Origin of the sequence: Variovorax sp. V15 (genome assembly GCF_041154425.1) — a bacterium.
Classification (GTDB): domain Bacteria; phylum Pseudomonadota; class Gammaproteobacteria; order Burkholderiales; family Burkholderiaceae_C; genus Variovorax; species Variovorax guangxiensis.
In genome coordinates this window covers 240,859-260,507 of the sequence record NZ_AP028659.1, presented here as the reverse complement: position 1 = coordinate 260,507, position 19,649 = coordinate 240,859, and the positions used below count along the sequence as shown (strand labels likewise).

The window sequence follows — 19,649 nt, the reverse complement described above, 5'->3', positions numbered from 1 at the left end:
TTCTTTCAGTCCGATGGTGATCAGGCGATGCTGCCGCCGGCCGCTTCGATCGCAGCCTTTGCGCCAGCCGTTGCGCCCACGCCCGTCAGCTTGACGGCCTTGGTGAGCTCACCGGTCTTCACGACCTTGACGACCTTGGCGAGCTGGCCCACGAGGCCGGCTTGCTTCAGCGCCAGGATGTCCACTTCGGCCAGGCCGAGCTGCTCGAGAGCGGTCAGCGTGACTTCGGCGTTGAACTTCAGCAGGTGCGACTTGAAGCCACGCTTCGGCAGGCGACGCTGCAGCGGCATTTGACCGCCTTCGAAGCCGACCTTGTGGAAACCGCCTGCGCGCGACTTCTGGCCCTTGTGGCCGCGACCCGAGGTCTTGCCCAGGCCGGAACCGATACCGCGGCCGACACGGCGCTTGGCGTGCTTGGCGCCATCCGCCGGCTTGATGCCATTGAGTTCCATATCAGTCTCTCTTACAGGACTTTGACCAGATAACTGATCTTGTTGATCATGCCGCGCACCGCGGGCGTGTCTTGCAGCTCGCTCACGCTGTTGAGCTTGCGCAGGCCGAGGCCGCGCACGGTCGCGCGATGCGATTCCTTGGTGCCGATCGGGCTCTTGACCAGTTGCACCTTGAGGGTCTGTTGTTGCGTCATTTGAATGCTTCCTTGAGGCTTGCGACGGCCTGCGCTCAGGCGAAGATTTCTTCGACGGTCAGGCCGCGCTTGGCAGCCACTTCGCTGGCGGTCGTCGAGTTCTTCAACCCGTCGAGCGTGGCGCGAACCATGTTGTAGGGGTTCGACGAACCATGGCTCTTGGCCACGATGTCGGTGATACCCATCACTTCGAACACGGCGCGCATCGGGCCGCCGGCGATGATGCCGGTACCCTTGGGAGCCGGGTACATCACGACCGTCGAAGCGCCGTGGTGGCCTTGCACCTGGTGGTGCAGCGTGCCGTTCTTGATCGAAACCTTCAGCAGGTTGCGACGCGCTTCTTCCATTGCCTTCTGCACTGCAGCGGGCACTTCCTTCGACTTGCCCTTGCCCATGCCGACGCGGCCATCGCCGTCACCGACCACGGTGAGTGCTGCGAAACCGAGGATACGACCACCCTTCACCACCTTGGTGACGCGGTTGATCGCGATCATCTTCTCGCGCAAACCGTCCTCAGGGCCTTCGTTCTGAGCTCTTGCCTGAATCTTTGCCATTTTGAATCTCGTGTCCGGTTAGAACTGCAGGCCGGCTTCGCGGGCGGCTTCGGCCAGCGCCTTGACGCGGCCGTGGTAGGCGAAACCTGCGCGGTCGAAAGCGACCTTCTCGATGCCGGCTGCCTTCGCCTTTTCAGCGATGCGCTTGCCGACGGCGGTGGCGGCGGCAGCGTTGCCGCCCTTGCCCGAACCGCCGAGCGAGGTACGCACTTCGGCTTCTGCCGTCGATGCGGTTGCAATCACCTTGGCGCCGTCGCCGGAGATGACGGTGGCGTAGATGTGCAGGTTGGTGCGATTCACCGTCAGACGGGCCACGCCCTGCGTCGCGATGCGGATGCGGGTCTGGCGCGAGCGGCGGAGACGCTGTGCTTTTTTGGTCAACATCATTTTGCTGCCCCTTACTTCTTCTTGGTCTCTTTGATCACGATCTTCTCGTCCGCATAGCGGATGCCCTTGCCCTTGTAGGGCTCTGGCGGACGAACGGCACGGATCTCAGCGGCCACCTGGCCGACGCGCTGGCGGTCTGCGCCCTTGACCACGACTTCGGTCGGGGTGGGCGTCGCCACCGTGATGCCTTGCGGCATGTCGATGTTGACGGGGTGCGAGTAGCCGACCTGGAGGTTCAGCTTGGCGCCCTGGGCGGCGGCCTTGTAGCCCACGCCGATCAGGCTGAGCTTCTTCTCGAAGCCCTTGGTCACACCGACCACCATGTTGTTCACGAGCTGGCGAACCGTGCCGCTCATCGCGTTGGCTTCACGCGAATCGTTGGCGGGCTCGAAGCTCAGCTTGCCGTCCTTGCTGACGACGTTGACCAGCGCGTTGCGCGCGAGGTTGAGCGTGCCGCCCGTACCCTTGACGCTGATCTGGTCTTCCTTGATCGACACATCCACGCCTGCGGGGATGGCGACCGGCGATTTTCCTACTCGGGACATTTCAGTTACTCCTCGATGTCTCGGTTAGGCGACGTAGCACAGGACTTCGCCGCCGACACCGGAGGCGCGAGCCTTGCGGTCGGTCATCACGCCCTTGGGGGTCGTGACGATGGCGACGCCGAGGCCGTTCTGGACTTGCGGAATGGAAGCGCTGGCCTTGTAGACACGCAGGCCAGGGCGGCTCACACGCTCGATGCGCTCGATGACCGGACGGCCAGCGTAGTACTTCAGCGAGATTTCCAGTTCACTCTTGCCGGCTTCGGTCTTGACCTGGAAGCCGTCGATGTAGCCCTCGTCCTTCAGGACTTGTGCGATCGCGATCTTCACCTTGGAAGACGGGACCGACACGGTGGGCTTCGCCACCATCTGCGCGTTGCGGATACGCGTCAGCAGGTCGGCAATGGGATCACTCATGCTCATGTTGTTTGCTCCTGCCTGGCTTACCAGCTGGCCTTGGTGACACCGGGGATGTCGCCGTTGAAAGCCAGTTCGCGGATCTTGGCGCGGGCCAGACCGAATTGACGGAAGGTGCCACGGGGACGACCGGTGATTTCGCAACGGTTGCGCTGGCGCGTGGGGTTCGCGTTGCGCGGCAGCTTCTGCAGCGCCAGGCGAGCAGCGGCGCGCTCTTCCTCGGTCTTCTTCAGGTCGTTGGAAGCCGCCTTCAGTTCGGCGTGCTTCGCTGCGAACTTGGCAACCAGCTTGTCGCGCTTGAGTTCGCGCTGGATCAAAGATGCTTTAGCCACAGGTCACCTCAGTTCTTGAACGGGAAACGGAAGCCGGCGAGAAGAGCCTTGGCTTCTTCGTCGGTCTTGGCCGTCGTCGTGATGCTGATATTGAGACCGCGCAGGGCATCGACCTTGTCGTACTCGATCTCGGGGAAAATGATCTGTTCCTTGACGCCGATGTTGTAGTTGCCACGGCCGTCGAAAGCACGGCCGGAGATACCACGGAAGTCGCGAACGCGCGGCAGCGCGATGGTCACGAAGCGATCCAGGAATTCGTACATGTGCACGCCACGCAGCGTGACCATGCAGCCGATCGGCTGGTTTTCGCGGATCTTGAAGCCGGCGATGGCCTTCTTCGACTTGGTGACCACGGGCTTCTGGCCGGCGATCTTGGTCAGGTCGGCGACGGCGTTGTCGAGGACCTTCTTGTCGGCGACTGCTTCACCCACGCCCATGTTCAGGGTGATCTTGGTGAGGCGCGGAACCTGCATCGGCGACGTGTAGCCGAACTTTTCCGTCAGGTCTTTCGCGATCTTTTCGCGATAGTGTTGTTGGAGACGTGCCATGTGAGTACCTCTTAGGCGAACTTGATTTCTTCGCCGCTCGACTTGAACACGCGAACAGCCACGCGCTTGCCGTCAGCATCCTGGGTGACCTTGACGCCCACGCGATCGGCCTTGCCAGTCGCGGCGTTGAAGATCGCCACGTTGGACTGGTGAATCGGCATGGCCTTCTCGACGATGCCACCGGTCGTACCCTTCAGGGGGTTCGGCTTGGTGTGCTTCTTGACGAGGTTGATGCCTTCGACGACCACATGCGAGTCGTCCTTGCGCAGCGAGACGGTGCCCCGCTTGCCCTTGTCGCGGCCGGCCAACACGATGACCTGGTCGCCCTTGCGAATCTTGTTCATGGCGTTGTGTCCTTAGAGAACTTCGGGGGCCAGCGACACGATCTTCATGAACTTCTCGGTGCGCAGTTCGCGCGTGACCGGTCCGAAGATGCGGGTGCCGATGGGCTCCAGCTTGGCGTTGAGCAACACTGCTGCGTTGCCGTCGAACTTGACGAGCGAACCGTCGGCGCGACGGATACCCTTGGCGGTGCGGACCACCACTGCGCTGTAGATCTCGCCCTTCTTGACGCGACCACGCGGAGCGGCTTCCTTGATGCTGACCTTGATGACGTCGCCCACGCTGGCATAACGCCGCTTGGAGCCACCGAGCACCTTGATACACAGGACGGATTTCGCGCCCGTGTTGTCGGCCACTTCGAGCCGGGATTCAGTTTGGATCATTTCTTGATATTCCCAACTTGTACCGATGTGCATCCAGGAGGGAGGCAAATCAGTCAGTCTTGGGCCCGTCGTCCATGCCCCGAACCACTCGGGACACTTTCGCTTTGGGCTGAAAGCTTCGCCTTTTGAAAGCGAAGCCCGCGATTGTTGCACGCGAGAAGCCGGAAGTCAACAACCCTGCTTGCCGTCGAGCACTGCCACTAGACTCCGGGGCGTGCAAGCGCCCGAAAACCCCGTTCTTTCGACCTCGTCAATACAGCGCCGGCGCCTGCTGGCCGCCGGGGTCGGCTTCGCGGGGCTGGCACTGGCCGGTTGCAAAGGTGGCGCGACACCGAACCCGGACCCCGGCCGGCTGCGCCTCGTCGCCGAAGCGCGTTGGCCGCACCGCCTTCATATAGAAGGAACCACGGCCGGAGGCCTCTCGGGCATCGACTACGACCCAATCCGAGGTGAGTACCTGCTCATCAGTGACGACCGATCGGATCTCGCCCCCGTCCGCTACTACACCGCCCGTTGGTCCTCCCCGCAGGCCGCGCCGCCGGAGTCGACCGGCGTGGTGCAGCTGCAACGCCCGGGCGGCGGTCCCTGGCCCAGCCGCCGCAACGCGGTCGACGGCCTGCCTGTGCCCGATCCTGAAGCCCTTCGGCTGCGCCCCGCCGCCAACACCCTGCTGTGGACCAGCGAGGGGGACGTCGCACGCGGCTTCGGGCCGGCCTTGTACGAATCGGCCCGCGACGGCCGTTTTCTGCGCGAATTCCGGATGCCGGCGATGTTCCAGCCCGATCCGGCAAAGCGCCGCGGCCCGCGCGACAACCTGACTTTCGAGGGCGTCAGCCTCACGCCCGACGGCCGCTTCGCCTGGCTGGCGATGGAAAACGCCCTGATCCAGGACGGCCCCGAACCCGCCGTGGGCGCCGCCGGCGGTCCCTGCCGCTTCACGCGGATCGACCTGGAGACCGGCCAGCCCGACCGCCAGATCGCCTACGTTCCCGATGCCATCCCGCTGCGCCCGCTCGTTCCCGGAAGCTACGCCGACAACGGCGTGAGCGAGATCCTGATGATCGACGCCGACCGCATGCTGGTGCTGGAGCGCGCCTACGCCACCGGCCGCGGCAATTCGCTGCGCCTGTATGAAATAGACACCCGCGCCGCCAGCGACGTGCTCGCGGTCGATGCGCTGGCGCCCGGCAACCACCGGCCGGCAGCCAAGACCCTGGTGGCCGACTTCGCCACGCTGGGCCTCTCCCGGCTCGACAACACCGAAGGCATGTGCTGGGGCCCGCCGCTGCCCGGCGGCAGGCGCATGCTGGTGGTCGTGAGCGACGACAATTTCAATCCGCTTCAAATCACCCAGTTCGCCGCCTTCGAATACGCCGACCGACCATGACCATCGCCGTGACCTTCCTGCCCCGCACCGGCCCTGCGCCGCTGCCTCCCGTCGCCTTCATCGGGGGCGGCAACATGGCCAGCGCCATCATCGGCGGCCTGATCCAGCAAGGCACCCCGGCGGATGCCTTCGAGGTGGTCGAGCCCTTCGAGGAGGCCCGGAAGAAGCTGGCCCAGTCCTTCGGCATCGTCGCCAGGGCCGAGGCGAGCGAGGCGCTGTCGCGCTGCGGCGTGGTGGTGTGGGCGGTCAAGCCCCAGACCTTCGCCGAAGCCGCCAGGCCGGTGCGCGCCTTCGCCGCCGATGCCCTGCACCTGAGCGTGGCCGCGGGCATTCCGTCCGACAGCATCGCCCGCTGGCTCGGCACCGAGCGCGTGGTGCGCGCCATGCCCAACACACCCGCGCTGGTGGGCAAGGGCATGACAGGCCTGTACGCCCGCCCCGGCGTCGAGGGCAGCGACCGCTCGATGGTCGGCCAGCTGCTGGCGCCTACCGGCGAACTGCTCTGGGTCGACACCGAACCCGCCCTCGATGCAGTCACCGCCATGTCCGGCTCCGGCCCGGCCTACGTGTTCTATTTCATCGAGGCAATGACCGAGGCCGGCGTCGAGATGGGCCTCTCGCCCGAGCAGGCCCAGCGGCTGGCGATCGGCACGTTCACCGGCGCCTCGGCGCTGGCGCACAGCGCGACCGAGCCGCCGTCGGTGCTGCGCGAGCGCGTGACCTCCAAGGGCGGCACCACCTACGCGGCCATCACCTCGCTGCAGGCGGCGGACGTGAAGTCGCAGTTCAAGACCGCGATCCGCGCGGCACAGAAGCGCGCCGCCGAGCTGGGCGAAGAATTCGGCCGCGACTGAACAACTGGTTGGATAGAGCCACAACGCCCGCCGGGCAGCGCGGCGTGCTCAACGCAGCGCGTAGCCGGCCACGACGCCGGCGAACACGGTGAAGCCCAGCCAGTGGTTCAGCCGGAATGCCTTGAAGCAGCCTTCGCGCGTGCGGTCGTGGATCAGCCGCCAGTGCCACAGCGCCTGCGCCGCGGCCACCGCGATGCCAACATAAAACAGCACGCCCAGCGAACGGCTGGCGCCTGCCCAGGTCCAGACCGCGAGGAAGATCGCGTAGCTCGCCATTACCGCCGCGACATCGAAGCGGCCGAAGGTGATGGCCGATGTCTTCATGCCGATCTTCAGGTCGTCGTCGCGGTCGACCATCGCATATTCGGTGTCGTAGGCCAGCACCCAGAACAGGTTGCCCGCGAGCAGCACTGCCGCAAAGAGCGGCACGGTCGACTGCACCGCCGCGAACGCCATCGGAATACCGAAGCTGAAGGCGATGCCCAGCACCGCCTGCGGCACCGAGACGAAGCGCTTGGCGAAGGGATAAACGAGCGTGATGGCCAGCGCCGCGAACGACCACAGTACCGTCGTGCGGTTGGTCGTGAGCACCAGCCCGAAGGACACCAGCGCCAGCACCACGCCCAGCCCCAGCGCTTCCTTGACCGACAGCTCGCCGCTGGTCACGGGCCGCTGCGCGGTGCGCTTGACGTGGCGGTCGAAGTCGCGATCGGCCACGTCGTTCACGCAGCAGCCGGCGCTGCGCATCAGGAAGGTGCCGAGCGTGAACACGATGAGCAAGTGCCAGCCCGGCCAGCCGCCCGCCGCGAACCACAGCGCGCCCAGCGTGGGCCACAGCAGCAGCAGCCAGCCCGCCGGGCGGTTCCAGCGGATCAGGTCGAGATACAACGCAAAACGCCCGCGGCGAGCCGCGGGCGCGATGACGGAGGGAGCGGAATCAGTCTTCAAGGAGGGAACGCAGCATCCAGGCCGTCTGATCGTGCACCGTGCAGCGCGCGGTCAGCATGTCGGCCGTCGGGTCGTCGCCGGCTTCCTCGGCGACAGGAATGAATTCGCGCGCGATGCGCGACACGGTCTCGTGGCCCTTCACCAGGATGCGCACCATCTCCATCGCCTTGGGCGGGTTCTGAGGCACATCGGGCACGGTGGCGATCTTGCTGAACTCGGCGTACGAGCCAGGGGCGTAGTGGCCCAGTGCGCGGATCCGCTCGGCGATCACGTCGGTCGCGCCCCACAGCTCGGTGTACTGCTGCATGAACATGGCGTGCAGCGAGTTGAAGTGCGGGCCCGTCACGTTCCAGTGGAAGTTGTGCGTGGTGAGGTACAGCGTGTAGGTGTCGGCCAGCACGCGGCTCAGGCCTTCGGCGATGGCGGCGCGGTCCTGGCGCTCGATGCCGATGTTGATGATGGGCGCATTGCGGCTGCCCGACTCCTGCGCGACCTGCTTGCCGCCCTTCTTGGGCACCTTGCCGGCGGAAGCTGCTGACGATGGTTTCTTGGAGTCTTTGGCCATGGCGGGAGATCCTTTTCTTCAGTCGAGTTCTTGGAGGGGTGTTCGCTTCGATTCTGGAAGCCGGCACGCGGCTTCGCAACAGTGCCACTCTATCTCAGCGATCAACGATTCAAAACAGCCCTCGCGTAGGCCAAGTTCTCGACATTCGATCCGCTACGAAAGGCGCTTCACGCCCGGCAGCTCGCACGCATAGATCGCGTTGCGAAGCGCGGCGATGGCCTCGTAGCGCGTGAAGGTGCGCCGCCATGCGAGCACCACGCGGCGCGTGGGCGGGTCGCGGTCCTGCGCGTCGCGCACCGGCAGGTAGCGCACCATCTGCTCGGCCTCCTTGCGGCCCTTGACCTTGGGCTTGAGCGCATCGGCCGGCACCGACAGGCGCGGCACCAGCGTCACGCCCATGCCCGAGGCCACCATGTGCTTGATGGTCTCGAGCGACGAGCCCTCGAAGCTCTTGCGGATGCCCTCGGCGTTGCTCGAGAAGCGCGCGAACTCCGGGCACACCTCCAGCACGTGGTCGCGAAAGCAGTGGCCGGTGCCCAGCAGCAGCATGGTCTCGCTCTGCAGTTCTTCGGACGTGATGGATTCGCGGTCGGCGAACTTGTGCTTGTTGGGCAGCGCCGCCATGAAGGGCTCGTCGTACAGCGGCGCCATCGCGAGGCCGGTGTCGGGAAAGGGCTCGGCCATGATGGCGCAGTCGATCTCGCCGGCGCGCAGCATCTCCAGCAGCTTGGCGGTGAAGTTCTCCTGCAGCACCAGCGGCATCTGCGGCGTGCGCGCGATCACCTGGCGCACGAGGTCGGGCAGCAGGTACGGGCCGATGGTGTAGATCACGCCCAGGTTCAGCGGGCCGGCCAGCGGGTCCTTGCCGCGCTTGGCGATCTCCTTGATGCTGGCTGCCTGGTCGAGCACGCTCTGGGCCTGCTGCACGATCTGCTCGCCCAGCGGCGTGACGGTCACTTCGCCGGCACTGCGCTCGAAGAGCTTGACCTCGAGTTCGTCCTCGAGCTTCTTGATCGCAACCGAGAGGGTCGGCTGTGAAACGTAGCAGGCCTCGGCCGCCTTGCCGAAGTGCCTTTCGCGGGCCACTGCGACGATGTATTTGAGTTCGGTGAGAGTCATAGCTTGCGTCAATTATGCGCAAGGGTGTGTCATGAGGATGGCCTGGGGTCTTCAGGACCACGGCCATCCCCCGTTCAAGGCCCCGCCGCCTGCGCCGCGGGCATCCCGCGCGGCCCGGCCCGCAGGCGCCGGCCCCGCGCGATTCCCGGCTTCTCGACCAGCCGGTAGCTGACCACCGAGGCCGCCACCAGCAGCAGCGCGCAGGCGGTGCCCACCAGCCAGTACTGCATCGCCCCGGCCATCACGAACTCTCTCACCGGCCGCAGGCCGAACACCAGCGTCAGCACCAGCCCCTGCAGCAGGTAGATGCTGTAGCTCGCCGTGCTCATGCGCCGGGCCGCGCGCGTGGCCAGCAGGCCGAAGAGGGTGCTGCCGGTGCACACCAGGTGGAAGAACACCCAGAGCAGCAGCACCTGCACTGGACCGACCATGTGCTCGAAGCCCAGGAAGACGCCTCCAAGGCAGGCCAGCGCGAGCAGTGAAGCCGATCGCTGCGGCAGTTTCGGCCCGCCGCGCCGAACCAGCCAGGCCGACAGCATGCCCATGAGAAACGATGCCAGCACCCAGGCCAGTGCCCCGATCACCAGCGCGAGCGTAGGCCGCGAGGGCGTGGCGCCCGGCGACAGCGCCGCGAAGCACAGCAAGGGCAGGCACAGCAGCATAAGGCCGAGCACGAACCGGGGTGTGCGATCGCCGCGCGCGAGCGGCGCCATCGGCCGCAGCGCCCCGTAGAACAGCCACTCCACGAAGACCGTCCACGTCACGCCAGCGAGGATCAGCGTCGTGCCGGCATAGCCGTTGATGTCCGGCTGCAGCGGCCAGATGCCGAGGGCCAGCCACTGCAGCACTGCGCCGAGCAGGGACCACACCGGCTCCCTGAGCTCGAAACCGGTGCGCCATGCGACCGCAAGAAACATCAAGCCCACCGCCAGCAGATAAGTCGGGCCGATGCGCCAGAGCCGGCCGGCATACAGGCCGCGCCAGTCCGGCCGCCCCTGCGCGTCGAGCAGCTTTCCCCAGAACAGGAAGCCGGTGATCATGAAGAAGACGCCAACGCCCGCCTGCCCCAGCAGCGTGTGGAAGCCCGAGGGCGGAAAAGTCCACTCGCCATGCTCGATGTAGCCATGGGTCACCATCAGGTGATGCACGAACACGCTCAGCGCGAGAAAGCCGCGCAGCCCGTCGAGCGTGGCGGTGCGGTGGTCGCGTGAGCTGTGCCGCGGCTCGTCGGCCGCACGGAACACCGGGAGCGCCATCGCGCCGAGCACCACCAGCACGAGCACGAAGTACGGCCAGGCAGAGAAGACGCTCATCGCCGGCTCGGCCCGCCCCGCTGCCGCGGCTTTTCCCGCCTCCCTTCGGCAGAGCCGGCGCGTTCCTTCCGCTCGCCGGAGGCGGCGCTCACATCACCGGCCGCGGACGAGCGCAGGCGCGCCGCATACGCCCATGCGGCGCCGCGCCGGTGCAGGGCGAACACCCTCATGCGCCGGCAGCATCGAGATCCTTCGCCGCAAGGGAGCGCGGGCGCATGTCCGTCCAGTTCGCCTCGATGTAGGCGCCGCAGGCGGCCCTGTCGGTGGCGGGCAGCGCCACCTTCCAGCCGGCGGGCACGTCGATGAAGGCGGGCCACAGCGAGTGCTGGCCTTCGTCGTTCACCAGCACCTGGAAGGTGCCGTTCTTGTCATCAAACGGGTTGCTCATCGTCGGTTTCCTTGCGGGGTTCGTCTTCAGTCAGGCCATTTCCACGGATTCGGCAGCAGCGGCCTCGCGCAGCGCCCCGAGCGCGGCCGATATCCCGGTGAGCGCGTGATGCCGCGCGAAGTCGTCGCGCAGCACGCCCGCGCGCTGGCGGTAGGCGGGGTCGTTCAGCAGCCTGCGCACCGCGTCGCCGATCTGGCGCGCGGTGGGCTGTCCGTTGCCCAGGTTGATGCCTGCCCCCGACCACGCCACGCGCGCGGCGATCTCGGGCTTCTCCTCGGTGGCGCCAGCCACCACCAGCGGCACGCCGAGGCTCAGCGCATGATTGACCGAGCCGTAGCCGCCGTTGGTGACCATCGCGTGCACCTTGGGCAGCAGCCGGTCGTAGGGCAGGAAGGGCAGCACGCGCGCATTCGCCGGCACCGCCATGTTCAGTGCTTCGGGCTGCGGGCCGCCGGTGGTCGCGATGACCTGGATGTCGCCAGCGCCGGCCAGCCCCTGCAGGGTCGGCCCGATCAGCTGCGCCGGGTTCTGGTTGGCCAGCGTGCCCTGCGTCACCAGCACCACCGCGCGGCCGTCGTCCAGCTCGTGCCACCAGTCGGGTTCCACGAAGTCGCGGCTGGCCGGCGCCAGCAGCGGGCCGACGAAGCGCACCGAGGCCGGCAGGTCGCTGCGCGGGTACTCGAAGGATTCGGAAGTGAGCTGCAGGTAGACGTCCGGCAGCTTCACCATCGCGTCGATGAAGAACTCGGGCAGGGCCGGCAGGCCCGCGCAGGTCAGCAGCGCGTCGAAGTAGCGCTGCACCTCGCCGAACATCGCCTGCTTGAGGTTGGCGTTCATCGCGCGGTTGCGCACCCGCCCTTCCGGCGTGGACGACGGCGGCAGCGCGGTGCCGAAGAAGGCGGTGTCGCAGCTCGACAGCGGCAGCGCCGAGATGCCGATGGCCACGATGGCAGGGCGCTGCTCGCGCGGCCCCAGCAGCAGCGGGAAGGTGCCGCAGAACATGGTGTCGACCACGATCGCGTCGGCCGCGAAGTCGCGCAGGATCGCCTCCAGCCCGGCCCGCTGCGCCGCCATGGCGTCGGCGAAGAAGTGCTTGAGCCCGAAGCACAGCTGCGCATGCGCCGACGGCAGCCGCTGGCGCTGCGGAAAGCGCTGGTCGAGCTCATGGTGGTCGAAGTCGATGGAGGCGTCGAAGGGCGTGAAGCCCGCGCCGGTGGCCTCGGCCTGCGCGCGGAAGCGGCTCGCCGTGTGCACCCGCACCTCGTGCCCGAGGCCCACCAGATGCTGGGCGATGGCCAGCATCGGCAGCACGTGTCCCGGCAGCGCGGTTGCCGCGATGAGGTAGCGCGCCATCTCAGGCCACCTGCGATGCGCTGGTCTCGACCGGAGGGCGCGCCTTGGTGTCGATGCCGAGGTCGACGAAGTAGCGCTGCAGCAGGTCGCGGTCCACCGGGCGGATCGCCGCGCCGATGGCCTGCAGCTGCGCGTGCGTGGCCTCGCCGCTCACCTTCGGCGGCGTGGCCGAGGTGTCGTAGCGGTCGAGGATCGCCAGCACCGCCGCGAGGTCGCGGTCCTGCCCCACGGCGAGCCGCGCATGCGCGCGCTGCAGCCACGGTTCGAGCCCGACGGGTTCGAGCCGCATGCCGAGCCGCTCGAACACGGCCGGAATGTCGCGCACCCGCAGCGCCTCCTGGCTGGTCAGGTGGAACACCTGGCCCCACGACGACTGCAGTGCCGCGAGGCCGAGGATGGCGCGCGCAACGTCGTCCACCGGCGTGAGGTTCAGCGGCAGGTCCATGTCGGGAATGGCTTCGAGTTCGGCATAGAGATGCGCCACGCGCCAGATCAGGTCGTCGGCGTTGCAGATCGCGTGCGTGTGGTCGCCGGTGACCGCGCCCAGCCGGTAGATCGCCACCGGCATGCCGCGCGACTGCGCCTCGCGCGCCAGCGCGTCGCCCACCCACTTGCTCTGGCTGTAGCCGTCGACCAGCCCGCGCCAGGAGGCCAGGGCCGACTGCTCAGTGACGGTGGCGCCTTCCTTGCCGTTGTTCTGGTCGATCACCGCCAGCGTCGACACGTAGTGCATGCTCTTCGGCCGGCCCTGCGCGGTCCATTCGAGCAGCGTGACCACGCTGTCGACGTTGGCGGGCTTCAGGCTGGCATAGGGATGCAGGAAGTCCACCTGCGCCGCGCAGTGGTAGATGGCGTCGCAGCCCTCGCGCACCAGCTGCACCGCGCTGTCGTCCAGCCCCAGGCGCGGCTTGCCGAGATCGCCGGTCACGACCTCGATGCGCGCGTCGTCCCAGATCGCGCCGAGCTGCCGCTGCGCCAGCGTGAGCTGCAGGCGGCGCCGGCCGGCCTCCTCGTCGGCGGCGCGCACGTGGCAGACCACGCAGGCCGAGGTGTCGCGCAGCAGCGCGGCCAGCAGGTGGCTGCCGACGAAGCCGCTGGCGCCGGTCAGGAACACGCGCTTTGCAATCAACGGCGGCAGGGCCACATGGGGCTGGATGTACGCCGGCAGGTCGAGCTCGCGCGACAGGTCCAGCGCCTGGGCGCCTTCCGTGTTGTCGTCCAGCCATGCGGCCAGCGCCGCAATGGTCGGCCGGTTGTAGACCTCGGCATGCGGAAAGTCCGCGCGCACCTGCTGACGGATGCGCATGCCGAGCTGAATGGCCATCAGCGAATGCCCGCCGAGCTCGAAGAAGTTGTCGTGGATGCCCACGCGCTCCAGGTGCAGCGTCTCGGCCCACAGCGCGGCGAGCTGCGTTTCGGTGGCGGTGCGCGGCTCGGCATATGCCGAGGCGGCCTGCTGGCCCGGCGCGGGCAGCGCCCTGCGGTCGAGCTTGCCGCTCTGGGTGAGCGGCAGGAACGGCAGGTGCACGAAGGCCGAAGGCACCATGTAGTCGGGCAGCGACTGCGCCATGTGGGCGCGCAGCTCGGCGGGCTGCGGATCGGACGACGCCACCACGTAGGCCACCAGGCGCTTCTCGCCCGGCATGTCCTCGCGCGCGATGACGGCCGCCTGCGTCACCTGCGGATGGCGCAGCAGCACCGATTCGATCTCGCCGGGCTCGATGCGGTAGCCGCGGATCTTCACCTGCTGGTCGGCGCGGCCGAGGAAGTCGAGGCTGCCGTCGTTGCGCCAGCGCACCAGGTCGCCGCTGCGGTACATGCGGCTGCCGGGCTCGCCGAAGGGATCGGCGACGAAGCGCTCGGCACTCAGCAACGCGCGGTTCAGGTAGCCGCGCGCGACGCCGCTCCCCGCGATGTAGAGCTCGCCCGCCACGCCTGGCGGCACCGGCTGCAGCGCGTCGTCGAGCACGTACACGCGCGTGTTCCACACCGGGGTGCCGATGGTGGGCGGCTCATCGCCATTCATCGGCGCGCTGGTGCTCGCACAGATGGTGATCTCGGTCGGGCCGTAGGCGTTGACCATGCGGCGGCCGCTGGACCAGCGCGCGGCCAGTTCGGCGGAGCAGGCATCGCCGCCCACCACCACCGTCCGCAGGCAGGGGTACTCGCCCTCGGGCAGCGTCGCGAGCGCGGCCGGCGGAATCAGCGCGTGGCTCACGGCCAGCCTTTCGATCAGCGCGCCCAGTTCGGCGCCCAGCACCTGCTGCGCCGAGGGCACCACCAGCGCGGCGCCGGCGTGGAAGGCCATCAGCAGGTCCATCACCGAAGCGTCGAAGCCGCTGGAGGAGAACTGCAGCACGCGCGAGCCGTGGTCGATGGCGAAGCGCTGCGCCATCGAGGCGCCGAGGCTGCTCAACCCTTGGTGCGGCACCACCACGCCCTTGGGCTTGCCGGTGGAGCCCGAGGTGTAGATCACGTACGCGGCGTCGCGCGGATCGGCGGCGCGCGGCTGCGCCACGGGCCCGTCCGACTGGATGGCCAGCGCTGCGACGGTCTCGTCGCTGTCGAGCGCCAGGCAGTGCGCAATGCCGGCCAGTTCCGGCAGCAGCGACGTGTGCGTCAGCACCGCGGCAGGCGCCGCCTCCTCGAACACGAAGGCGCTGCGCCCGGCCATGTGGTTCGGATCGACGGGCAGGTAGGCCGCGCCGGCCTTCACGATGGCGAGGTGCGCCACCACGAGGTCGAGCGAACGCGGCAGCACCGTGGCGACGATGTGGCCTGCGCCCACGCCCCGCCCGCGCAGCAGGTGCGCGAGCCGATTGGCGCGCACGTCGAGCGCGGCGTAGCTCACCACCGAGGCGTCGTCGAGCACCACCGCAGCCGCATGCGGGCGCGCGGCGGCGTGCGCCTCCACCATGGCCGCGAGCGAGAGCGGCGCGATGTCGTCGCGCGTGCCGGCACTCCTGCCGCTCCAGTCGGCCAGCAGGCGATGGCGCTCCTCGTCGCCGAGGATGTCCAGACTGCCCAGCGCGGCATCGGGCGCATCGCAGGCCTGCTCCAGCAGGCGCACGAGCCGCTGGCCGATGGCCTCGACGGTCGCGCGGTCGAAGATGTCGGTGCTGAACTGGATGCCGCCCGCGATGCCGCCGGGCAGCCCGTCGGCGCCGCGCTGCTCGTCGAGGATGAAGGACAGGTCGAACTTGGCCGTGTCCACCTCCACCGGCTGCGGCGTGATCGACAGGCCCGGCAGCCCGAAGGACAGGCGGTTGCTGCCGCTCTGGAAGCCCAGCATCACCTGGAACAGCGGCAGGTTCGCGCCGCCGCGCTGCGGGCGCAGCAGCTCCACGATGCGGTCGTACGGGAACTCCTGGTTCGCATAGGCCGCGAGGTTGGTGGCGCGCACCCGCGCGACCAGCTCGCGCAGGCTGGGCTGGCCTGCGAGGTCGGTGCGCAGCACCAGCGCGTTGACGAAGCAGCCGATGAGCTCGTCCAGCGCGTGATCGCTGCGGCCTGCCACCGGCGTGCCGATGACGATGTCGTCTCCCGCGCCCAGCCGGTTGAGCAGACCCGCGAGCGCGGCCTGCAGCACCATGAAGACGCTGGCCTGGCCGTCGCGTGCGAGCTGCAGCATGCGCTCGTGCACCTGCGGCGGAATCTGCAGCGGCACGACGTCGCCGCGATGGCTCGGCACGGCCGGATGCGGCCGGTCGACCGGCAGGCTCAGCCGCTCGGGCAGGTCGCGCAGGGTCTCGCGCCAGAACTCGCGCTGGCGGCCGGCCATGCTCTCGGGGTCGTCTTCGCTGCCCAGCAGCTCCTGCTGCCACAGCGCGTAGTCGGCGTACTGCAGCGGCAGCGGCGCCCAGCCAGGCGCCTTGCCTTCGCTGCGCGCGGCGTAGGCCACGCTCAGGTCGCGAGCCAGCGGCAGCAGCGAGGCGCCGTCGCCCACGATGTGGTGGGTGAGCAGCAGCAGCACGTGCTCGTCGTCGGCCAGCCTGAAGAGCTGCGGGCGCAGCGGCGCGGTGGTGCCGAGGTCGAAGCCGGTGCGGGCGGCGGCGTGCAGCTGCGCGGCGATCCCGTCCTCGCTGCTGTCGGCCTCGACCAGCAGCGCGCGCGCCTGTTCGCCTTCGAGGATGTGCTGGTAGGGCAGCCCATCGTCGCTTGGGTAGATGGTGCGCAGGCTCTCGTGGCGCTGCACCAGGTCGTCGAGCGCTGACTGCAGCGCGGCGCGGTCGAGCGTGCCCGACAGGCGCAGTGCCAGCGGCATGTTGTAGGCGGGGTTGGCGTTCTCCAGCTGGTTCATCAGCCAAAGGCGGCGCTGCGCGAACGACAGCGGAATGCGCGCCGGACGCGGCATCGGCACCAGGCTCGGGCGCGCCTGAGAGGCCTGGTCGAGCAGCTCGGCGAGGCCGGCGATGGTGGAGACCTGGAACAGCGTATCCAGCGGCAGGTCGATCATGAACTGCTGGCGGATCATCGAGATCAGCTGCACGATCATCAGCGAGTGCCCGCCGAGCTCGAAGAAGTTGTCCTCGATGCCCACGCGCGGCAGGTGCAGCGTCTCGGCCCAGAGGCGCGCGAGGATCTTCTCGGTGTGCGTGCGCGGCGCCACGTAGGGTGTGGCCGCCTGCAGCTCGGGCGCGGGCAGCGCGCGGCGGTCGAGCTTGCCGCTGGGGCCCAGCGGCAGCGCCGGCACGTCGACGAAGGCCGAGGGCACCATGTATTCGGGCAGCGACTGCGCGAGATGGGTGCGCAGGTCGGCCGCCTGCGGATCGGCTCCCTCGGCGGCCACCACGTAGGCCACGAGGCGCTTCTCGCCCGGCACGTCTTCCCGCGCGACCACCGCCGCCTGCGCGACCTGCGCGTGCTGCAGCAGCGCCGATTCGATCTCGCCGGGCTCGATGCGCAGCCCGCGGATCTTCACCTGCTGGTCGGCGCGGCCCAGGAAGTCGAGGCTGCCGTCCTCGCGCCAGCGCGCGAGGTCGCCGGTGCGGTACATGCGGCTGCCGGGCTCGCCGTAAGGGTTGGCCACGAAGCGCTCGGCGCTCAGCAGCGGGCGCTCGAGATAGCCGCGCGCGAGGCCGACGCCCGCGATGTACAGCTCGCCCGCGGTACCGGGCGGCACGGGCTGCAGGCCGCTGTCGAGCACGTGCATCTGCGTGTTCCAGATCGGCCGGCCGATGGGCACGCTGCTGCGCGAAGACGGCGCGTCTTCAGCCTCGCGCGGGCACTCCCACGAAGTGACGTCGACGGCGGCCTCGGTCGGCCCGTAGAGGTTGTGCAGCTCGCAGGGCAACTGCCGCTGGAACTGCGTCACCAGCGCGGGCGACAGCGCCTCGCCGCTGCAGATCACGCGCCGCAGCGAGGCGCACTCGCGCGCCTTCGGCTCGAGCAGGAACACTTCCAGCATCGACGGCACGAAGTGCGCGGTGGTGATGCCTTCATCGGCGATCAGCTTCGCGAGGTAGGCCGCGTCCTTGTGGCCGCCGGGCTTCGCGAGCACCAGCGTGGCGCCGTCGATCAGCGGCCAGAAGAACTCCCACACCGACACGTCGAAGCTCGACGGCGTCTTCTGCAGCACGCGGTCGTCTGCCTTCAGGCGGTAGCGGTCCTGCATCCACTGCAGGCGGTTGACGATGGCGCGGTGCGACACCACCGCGCCCTTGGGCTTGCCGGTGGAGCCGGAGGTGTAGATCACGTAGGCCGGATGCGCGGAGTCGATGGCCACGCCGGGCGCGGCATCGTCGCCCTTCGCCGTATTCGCCAATGCGGCAAACGTTTGCGCTACATCGAGCAAGAGCTTCGGCGTATCCACCGGCAACGACTCCGCGAGCGCTTCGGTGGTGACTAGGCAGGCGGGCCGCGCGTCGCCGAGCATGAAGGCGATACGGTCCTGGGGGAAGTCCGGGTCCACCGGCAGGTAGGCGGCGCCGGTCTTCAGCGTGGCGAGCAGCGCCACCATCAGGTCGAAGGAACGCGGAATGGCCAGCGCCACGGTGCGCTCGGGGCCTGCGCCACGCGCGCGCAGCAGGTGCGCGAGGCGGTTGGCGCGGCGGTCGAGTTCCTCGTTGCTCATCGCCTCGCCCTCGAAGCGCAGTGCGATGCCTTGCGGGTTGGCGACAAGCTGCGCTTCGATGAGCGCGACGAGGTTCGTCCCGGGCACTGCGTGCACCGTGTCGTTCCACGTCACCAGAAGCTGCTCGCGCTCGGCGGCATCGAGCAGGTCGACGTGGCCGATGGCCTGCGCGGGCTGGCGGATCACCGCCGTCATGAAGGCCAGCAGCCGGCGCTGGTGGTCGGCCAGCGATTGCGCGGTGTGGATCGCGGGGTTGGCGTCGAAGTCGATCTGCAGGTCCTGCCCGTTGCCGCGCTCGTACAAAAAGATGCCCAGGTCCTCGGCCGTGCCGTTGGACAGGTTGCGCGGCCATGCGGCGTGGCCGGCGAAGCGGAAGTCGTAGTCGAAGGGCTCGACGTTGACCACCGTGGTGAAGAGCTGCCGGTTGTTCACCAGCATGTTGAGGTCGCCGCGCAGGTGCTCGTAGCGGTAGGACTGGTGCCGCAGGATCTGCCGCATCTGCCGCCCCACTTCGGCGATCAGCTCTGCCACCGGCAGGTCGGGGCGCATCGCCAGGCGCAGCGGCAGCGCGTTGGCCACCATCGCGGGCACGCGGCGCATGCGGTCGTTGTGCCGCGCGGTGACCGGGATGCCGATCACCGTGTCCTCGACGCCGGTGGCGCGGTACAGGTAGGCGGCGGTGGTCGCGATCAGGATCTGCGGCAGCGTGGCGCCGAACTGCTGCGCGATGTCGGCCAGGGCGCGCACGCTTTCGGCCGGCAGGTAGGCGGTCTGGCGCAACAGGCCGCCGACGTTCACCGAGCGCTGCGAGGCCAGGCTCAGCGGATCGGGCGCGTCGGCGAAGCGCTCCGTCCAGTACTGCCTGTCGCGCGGGTACCGTCCCGATTCGCGATAGGCCTTGTCTTCCTCCATCAAATGCGAAATGGGTGCGAGGCGCGAGGCCTCGGACACCTCGGTGCCCGCGATGCGGGCGCTGTACACGTCGGCGAAGCGCCGCGCGATGAGCCCGCCGCCGAAGCCGTCGAGCACGATGTGGTGGCTGCGGTGGTACCAGACGTGGTGGTCGTCCGCGAGGCGGATCAGCGCGGACATCCAGAGCTGGTCGCGCGCGAGGTCGTCCTTGCGCGTGAAGTCGGCCTGCATCCAGGCTTGCGCGGCGGCGCCCGGATCGTGCTCGCCGCTGAAGTCCAGGAAGGGCATCTCGCGGTTGAAGACGGGCGCCACCACCTGCCGCGGGCCCTGCGCGGTGTCGACGAAGCTCAGGCGCGTGGCCTCGGCCTCTTCGGTCACCTGCCGCATCGCGGCCATGAAGACGTCCGCGTCGATCCAGCCCTCGATCTCGATGGCTTCGGCGAGGTTGAAGTTGGTGTCCGGCGAAGCGAACTTCGCGCCGAGCCACATCGCCATCTGGCCCGTAGTGAGGACCGATGCGGCACCCAGGGGATCGACCGTGCTCATGAACTTCTCCACGTCTTGAATTGAATCGGCGAGCGATCGT

General features: G+C 68.4%; 19 protein-coding genes. 2 read left to right on the top strand and 17 right to left on the bottom strand.

Translation table 11 applies throughout. The features are described 5' to 3' along the window. Window positions 1–20: 20 nt before the first annotated feature. The 10 genes from rplO to rplN are packed head-to-tail and all read right to left on the bottom strand — an operon-like array spanning window position 21 to window position 4,151. The gene (gene rplO, locus ACAM57_RS01250) at window positions 21–452 is read right to left on the bottom strand and encodes a 50S ribosomal protein L15 (RefSeq protein ID WP_019653975.1); all 432 of its coding nucleotides are present in this window, start codon (window positions 450–452) and stop codon (window positions 21–23) included. An 11-nt stretch (window positions 453–463) separates the two neighbouring features. Beyond that, entirely contained in the window at window positions 464–646 is a 183-nt protein-coding gene (rpmD, locus tag ACAM57_RS01245) for a 50S ribosomal protein L30 (protein ID WP_019653974.1), read from the bottom strand. Window positions 647–681: 35 nt separating this feature from the next. After that, the gene (gene rpsE / locus ACAM57_RS01240; protein ID WP_125950502.1) at window positions 682–1,200 is read right to left on the bottom strand and encodes a 30S ribosomal protein S5; all 519 of its coding nucleotides are present in this window, start codon (window positions 1,198–1,200) and stop codon (window positions 682–684) included. 18 nt (window positions 1,201–1,218) lie between these two features. Then, entirely contained in the window at window positions 1,219–1,584 is a 366-nt protein-coding gene (gene rplR, locus ACAM57_RS01235) for a 50S ribosomal protein L18 (protein ID WP_026346312.1), read from the bottom strand. 14 nt (window positions 1,585–1,598) lie between these two features. After that, window positions 1,599–2,132 carry a 50S ribosomal protein L6 gene (rplF, locus tag ACAM57_RS01230; protein WP_369660446.1) on the bottom strand — a complete coding sequence of 178 codons (534 nt, stop codon included), beginning with the start codon at window positions 2,130–2,132 and terminating at the stop codon, window positions 1,599–1,601. Between the two features lie 24 nt (window positions 2,133–2,156). Then, entirely contained in the window at window positions 2,157–2,552 is a 396-nt protein-coding gene (gene rpsH / locus ACAM57_RS01225) for a 30S ribosomal protein S8 (protein ID WP_081267428.1), read from the bottom strand. Window positions 2,553–2,572: 20 nt separating this feature from the next. Continuing rightward, window positions 2,573–2,878, bottom strand: coding sequence for a 30S ribosomal protein S14 (gene rpsN, locus ACAM57_RS01220; protein WP_019653969.1), 306 nt, complete (start codon window positions 2,876–2,878; stop codon window positions 2,573–2,575). 8 nt (window positions 2,879–2,886) lie between these two features. Next, window positions 2,887–3,426, bottom strand: a complete 540-nt coding sequence (gene rplE, locus ACAM57_RS01215) for a 50S ribosomal protein L5 (RefSeq protein ID WP_093196100.1) — start codon at window positions 3,424–3,426, stop codon at window positions 2,887–2,889. 11 nt (window positions 3,427–3,437) lie between these two features. Then, the gene (gene rplX, locus ACAM57_RS01210; protein ID WP_019653967.1) at window positions 3,438–3,770 is read right to left on the bottom strand and encodes a 50S ribosomal protein L24; all 333 of its coding nucleotides are present in this window, start codon (window positions 3,768–3,770) and stop codon (window positions 3,438–3,440) included. A 12-nt stretch (window positions 3,771–3,782) separates the two neighbouring features. Then, on the bottom strand, window positions 3,783–4,151 hold the full coding sequence (rplN, locus tag ACAM57_RS01205; protein WP_009124801.1) for a 50S ribosomal protein L14: 369 nt from the start codon (window positions 4,149–4,151) through the stop codon (window positions 3,783–3,785). Between the two features lie 253 nt (window positions 4,152–4,404). On the opposite strand from rplN, the gene ACAM57_RS01200 reads away from it, so the two are divergent. Together ACAM57_RS01200 and proC are read left to right on the top strand one after the other, a co-directional pair. Next, on the top strand, window positions 4,405–5,538 hold the full coding sequence (locus ACAM57_RS01200) for an esterase-like activity of phytase family protein (RefSeq protein WP_369662508.1): 1,134 nt from the start codon (window positions 4,405–4,407) through the stop codon (window positions 5,536–5,538). Then, on the top strand, window positions 5,535–6,392 hold the full coding sequence (proC, locus tag ACAM57_RS01195; protein ID WP_369660445.1) for a pyrroline-5-carboxylate reductase: 858 nt from the start codon (window positions 5,535–5,537) through the stop codon (window positions 6,390–6,392). The genes ACAM57_RS01200 and proC overlap by 4 nt, the downstream gene beginning before the upstream one ends. Window positions 6,393–6,440: 48 nt before the next feature. Here the strand turns inward: proC and ubiA are convergent, their stop codons facing one another. The 7 genes from ubiA to ACAM57_RS01160 form a co-directional block, all read right to left on the bottom strand. After that, window positions 6,441–7,340: a 4-hydroxybenzoate octaprenyltransferase gene (ubiA, locus tag ACAM57_RS01190; protein WP_369660444.1), complete on the bottom strand. Its 900-nt coding sequence runs from the start codon at window positions 7,338–7,340 to the stop codon at window positions 6,441–6,443. Next, window positions 7,330–7,905, bottom strand: coding sequence for a Dps family protein (locus ACAM57_RS01185; protein WP_126021199.1), 576 nt, complete (start codon window positions 7,903–7,905; stop codon window positions 7,330–7,332). The genes ubiA and ACAM57_RS01185 overlap by 11 nt, the downstream gene beginning before the upstream one ends. Window positions 7,906–8,058: 153 nt before the next feature. Continuing rightward, window positions 8,059–9,024, bottom strand: coding sequence for a LysR substrate-binding domain-containing protein (locus tag ACAM57_RS01180; protein ID WP_126021198.1), 966 nt, complete (start codon window positions 9,022–9,024; stop codon window positions 8,059–8,061). A gap of 74 nt (window positions 9,025–9,098) precedes the next feature. Next, window positions 9,099–10,337 (bottom strand): acyltransferase family protein, encoded by a 1,239-nt coding sequence (locus tag ACAM57_RS01175; protein ID WP_369660443.1) that lies wholly within the window; start codon window positions 10,335–10,337, stop codon window positions 9,099–9,101. A 166-nt stretch (window positions 10,338–10,503) separates the two neighbouring features. After that, window positions 10,504–10,725 (bottom strand): MbtH family protein, encoded by a 222-nt coding sequence (locus ACAM57_RS01170; RefSeq protein ID WP_126021196.1) that lies wholly within the window; start codon window positions 10,723–10,725, stop codon window positions 10,504–10,506. 30 nt (window positions 10,726–10,755) lie between these two features. After that, window positions 10,756–12,078, bottom strand: coding sequence for a glycosyltransferase (locus ACAM57_RS01165; protein WP_369660442.1), 1,323 nt, complete (start codon window positions 12,076–12,078; stop codon window positions 10,756–10,758). Between the two features lies 1 nt (window position 12,079). Further along, window positions 12,080–19,609, bottom strand: coding sequence for an amino acid adenylation domain-containing protein (locus tag ACAM57_RS01160; protein WP_369660441.1), 7,530 nt, complete (start codon window positions 19,607–19,609; stop codon window positions 12,080–12,082). Window positions 19,610–19,649: the final 40 nt, after the last annotated feature.

What these genes read in the sequence shown, in the direction of transcription:
- rplO (WP_019653975.1), bottom strand. Translation starts at nt 452, where the DNA reads ATGGAACTCAATGGCATCAAGCCGGCGGATGGCGCCAAGCACGCCAAG.
- ACAM57_RS01170 (WP_126021196.1), bottom strand. Translation starts at nt 10,725, where the DNA reads ATGAGCAACCCGTTTGATGACAAGAACGGCACCTTCCAGGTGCTGGTG.
- rpsE (WP_125950502.1), bottom strand. Translation starts at nt 1,200, where the DNA reads ATGGCAAAGATTCAGGCAAGAGCTCAGAACGAAGGCCCTGAGGACGGT.
- rpmD (WP_019653974.1), bottom strand. Translation starts at nt 646, where the DNA reads ATGACGCAACAACAGACCCTCAAGGTGCAACTGGTCAAGAGCCCGATC.
- ACAM57_RS01185 (WP_126021199.1), bottom strand. Translation starts at nt 7,905, where the DNA reads ATGGCCAAAGACTCCAAGAAACCATCGTCAGCAGCTTCCGCCGGCAAG.
- rplF (WP_369660446.1), bottom strand. Translation starts at nt 2,132, where the DNA reads ATGTCCCGAGTAGGAAAATCGCCGGTCGCCATCCCCGCAGGCGTGGAT.
- rpsH (WP_081267428.1), bottom strand. Translation starts at nt 2,552, where the DNA reads ATGAGCATGAGTGATCCCATTGCCGACCTGCTGACGCGTATCCGCAAC.
- rplN (WP_009124801.1), bottom strand. Translation starts at nt 4,151, where the DNA reads ATGATCCAAACTGAATCCCGGCTCGAAGTGGCCGACAACACGGGCGCG.
- rplR (WP_026346312.1), bottom strand. Translation starts at nt 1,584, where the DNA reads ATGTTGACCAAAAAAGCACAGCGTCTCCGCCGCTCGCGCCAGACCCGC.
- rplX (WP_019653967.1), bottom strand. Translation starts at nt 3,770, where the DNA reads ATGAACAAGATTCGCAAGGGCGACCAGGTCATCGTGTTGGCCGGCCGC.
- proC (WP_369660445.1), top strand. Translation starts at nt 5,535, where the DNA reads ATGACCATCGCCGTGACCTTCCTGCCCCGCACCGGCCCTGCGCCGCTG.
- rplE (WP_093196100.1), bottom strand. Translation starts at nt 3,426, where the DNA reads ATGGCACGTCTCCAACAACACTATCGCGAAAAGATCGCGAAAGACCTG.
- ACAM57_RS01165 (WP_369660442.1), bottom strand. Translation starts at nt 12,078, where the DNA reads ATGGCGCGCTACCTCATCGCGGCAACCGCGCTGCCGGGACACGTGCTG.
- ACAM57_RS01180 (WP_126021198.1), bottom strand. Translation starts at nt 9,024, where the DNA reads ATGACTCTCACCGAACTCAAATACATCGTCGCAGTGGCCCGCGAAAGG.
- ACAM57_RS01160 (WP_369660441.1), bottom strand. Translation starts at nt 19,609, where the DNA reads ATGAGCACGGTCGATCCCCTGGGTGCCGCATCGGTCCTCACTACGGGC.
- ACAM57_RS01175 (WP_369660443.1), bottom strand. Translation starts at nt 10,337, where the DNA reads ATGAGCGTCTTCTCTGCCTGGCCGTACTTCGTGCTCGTGCTGGTGGTG.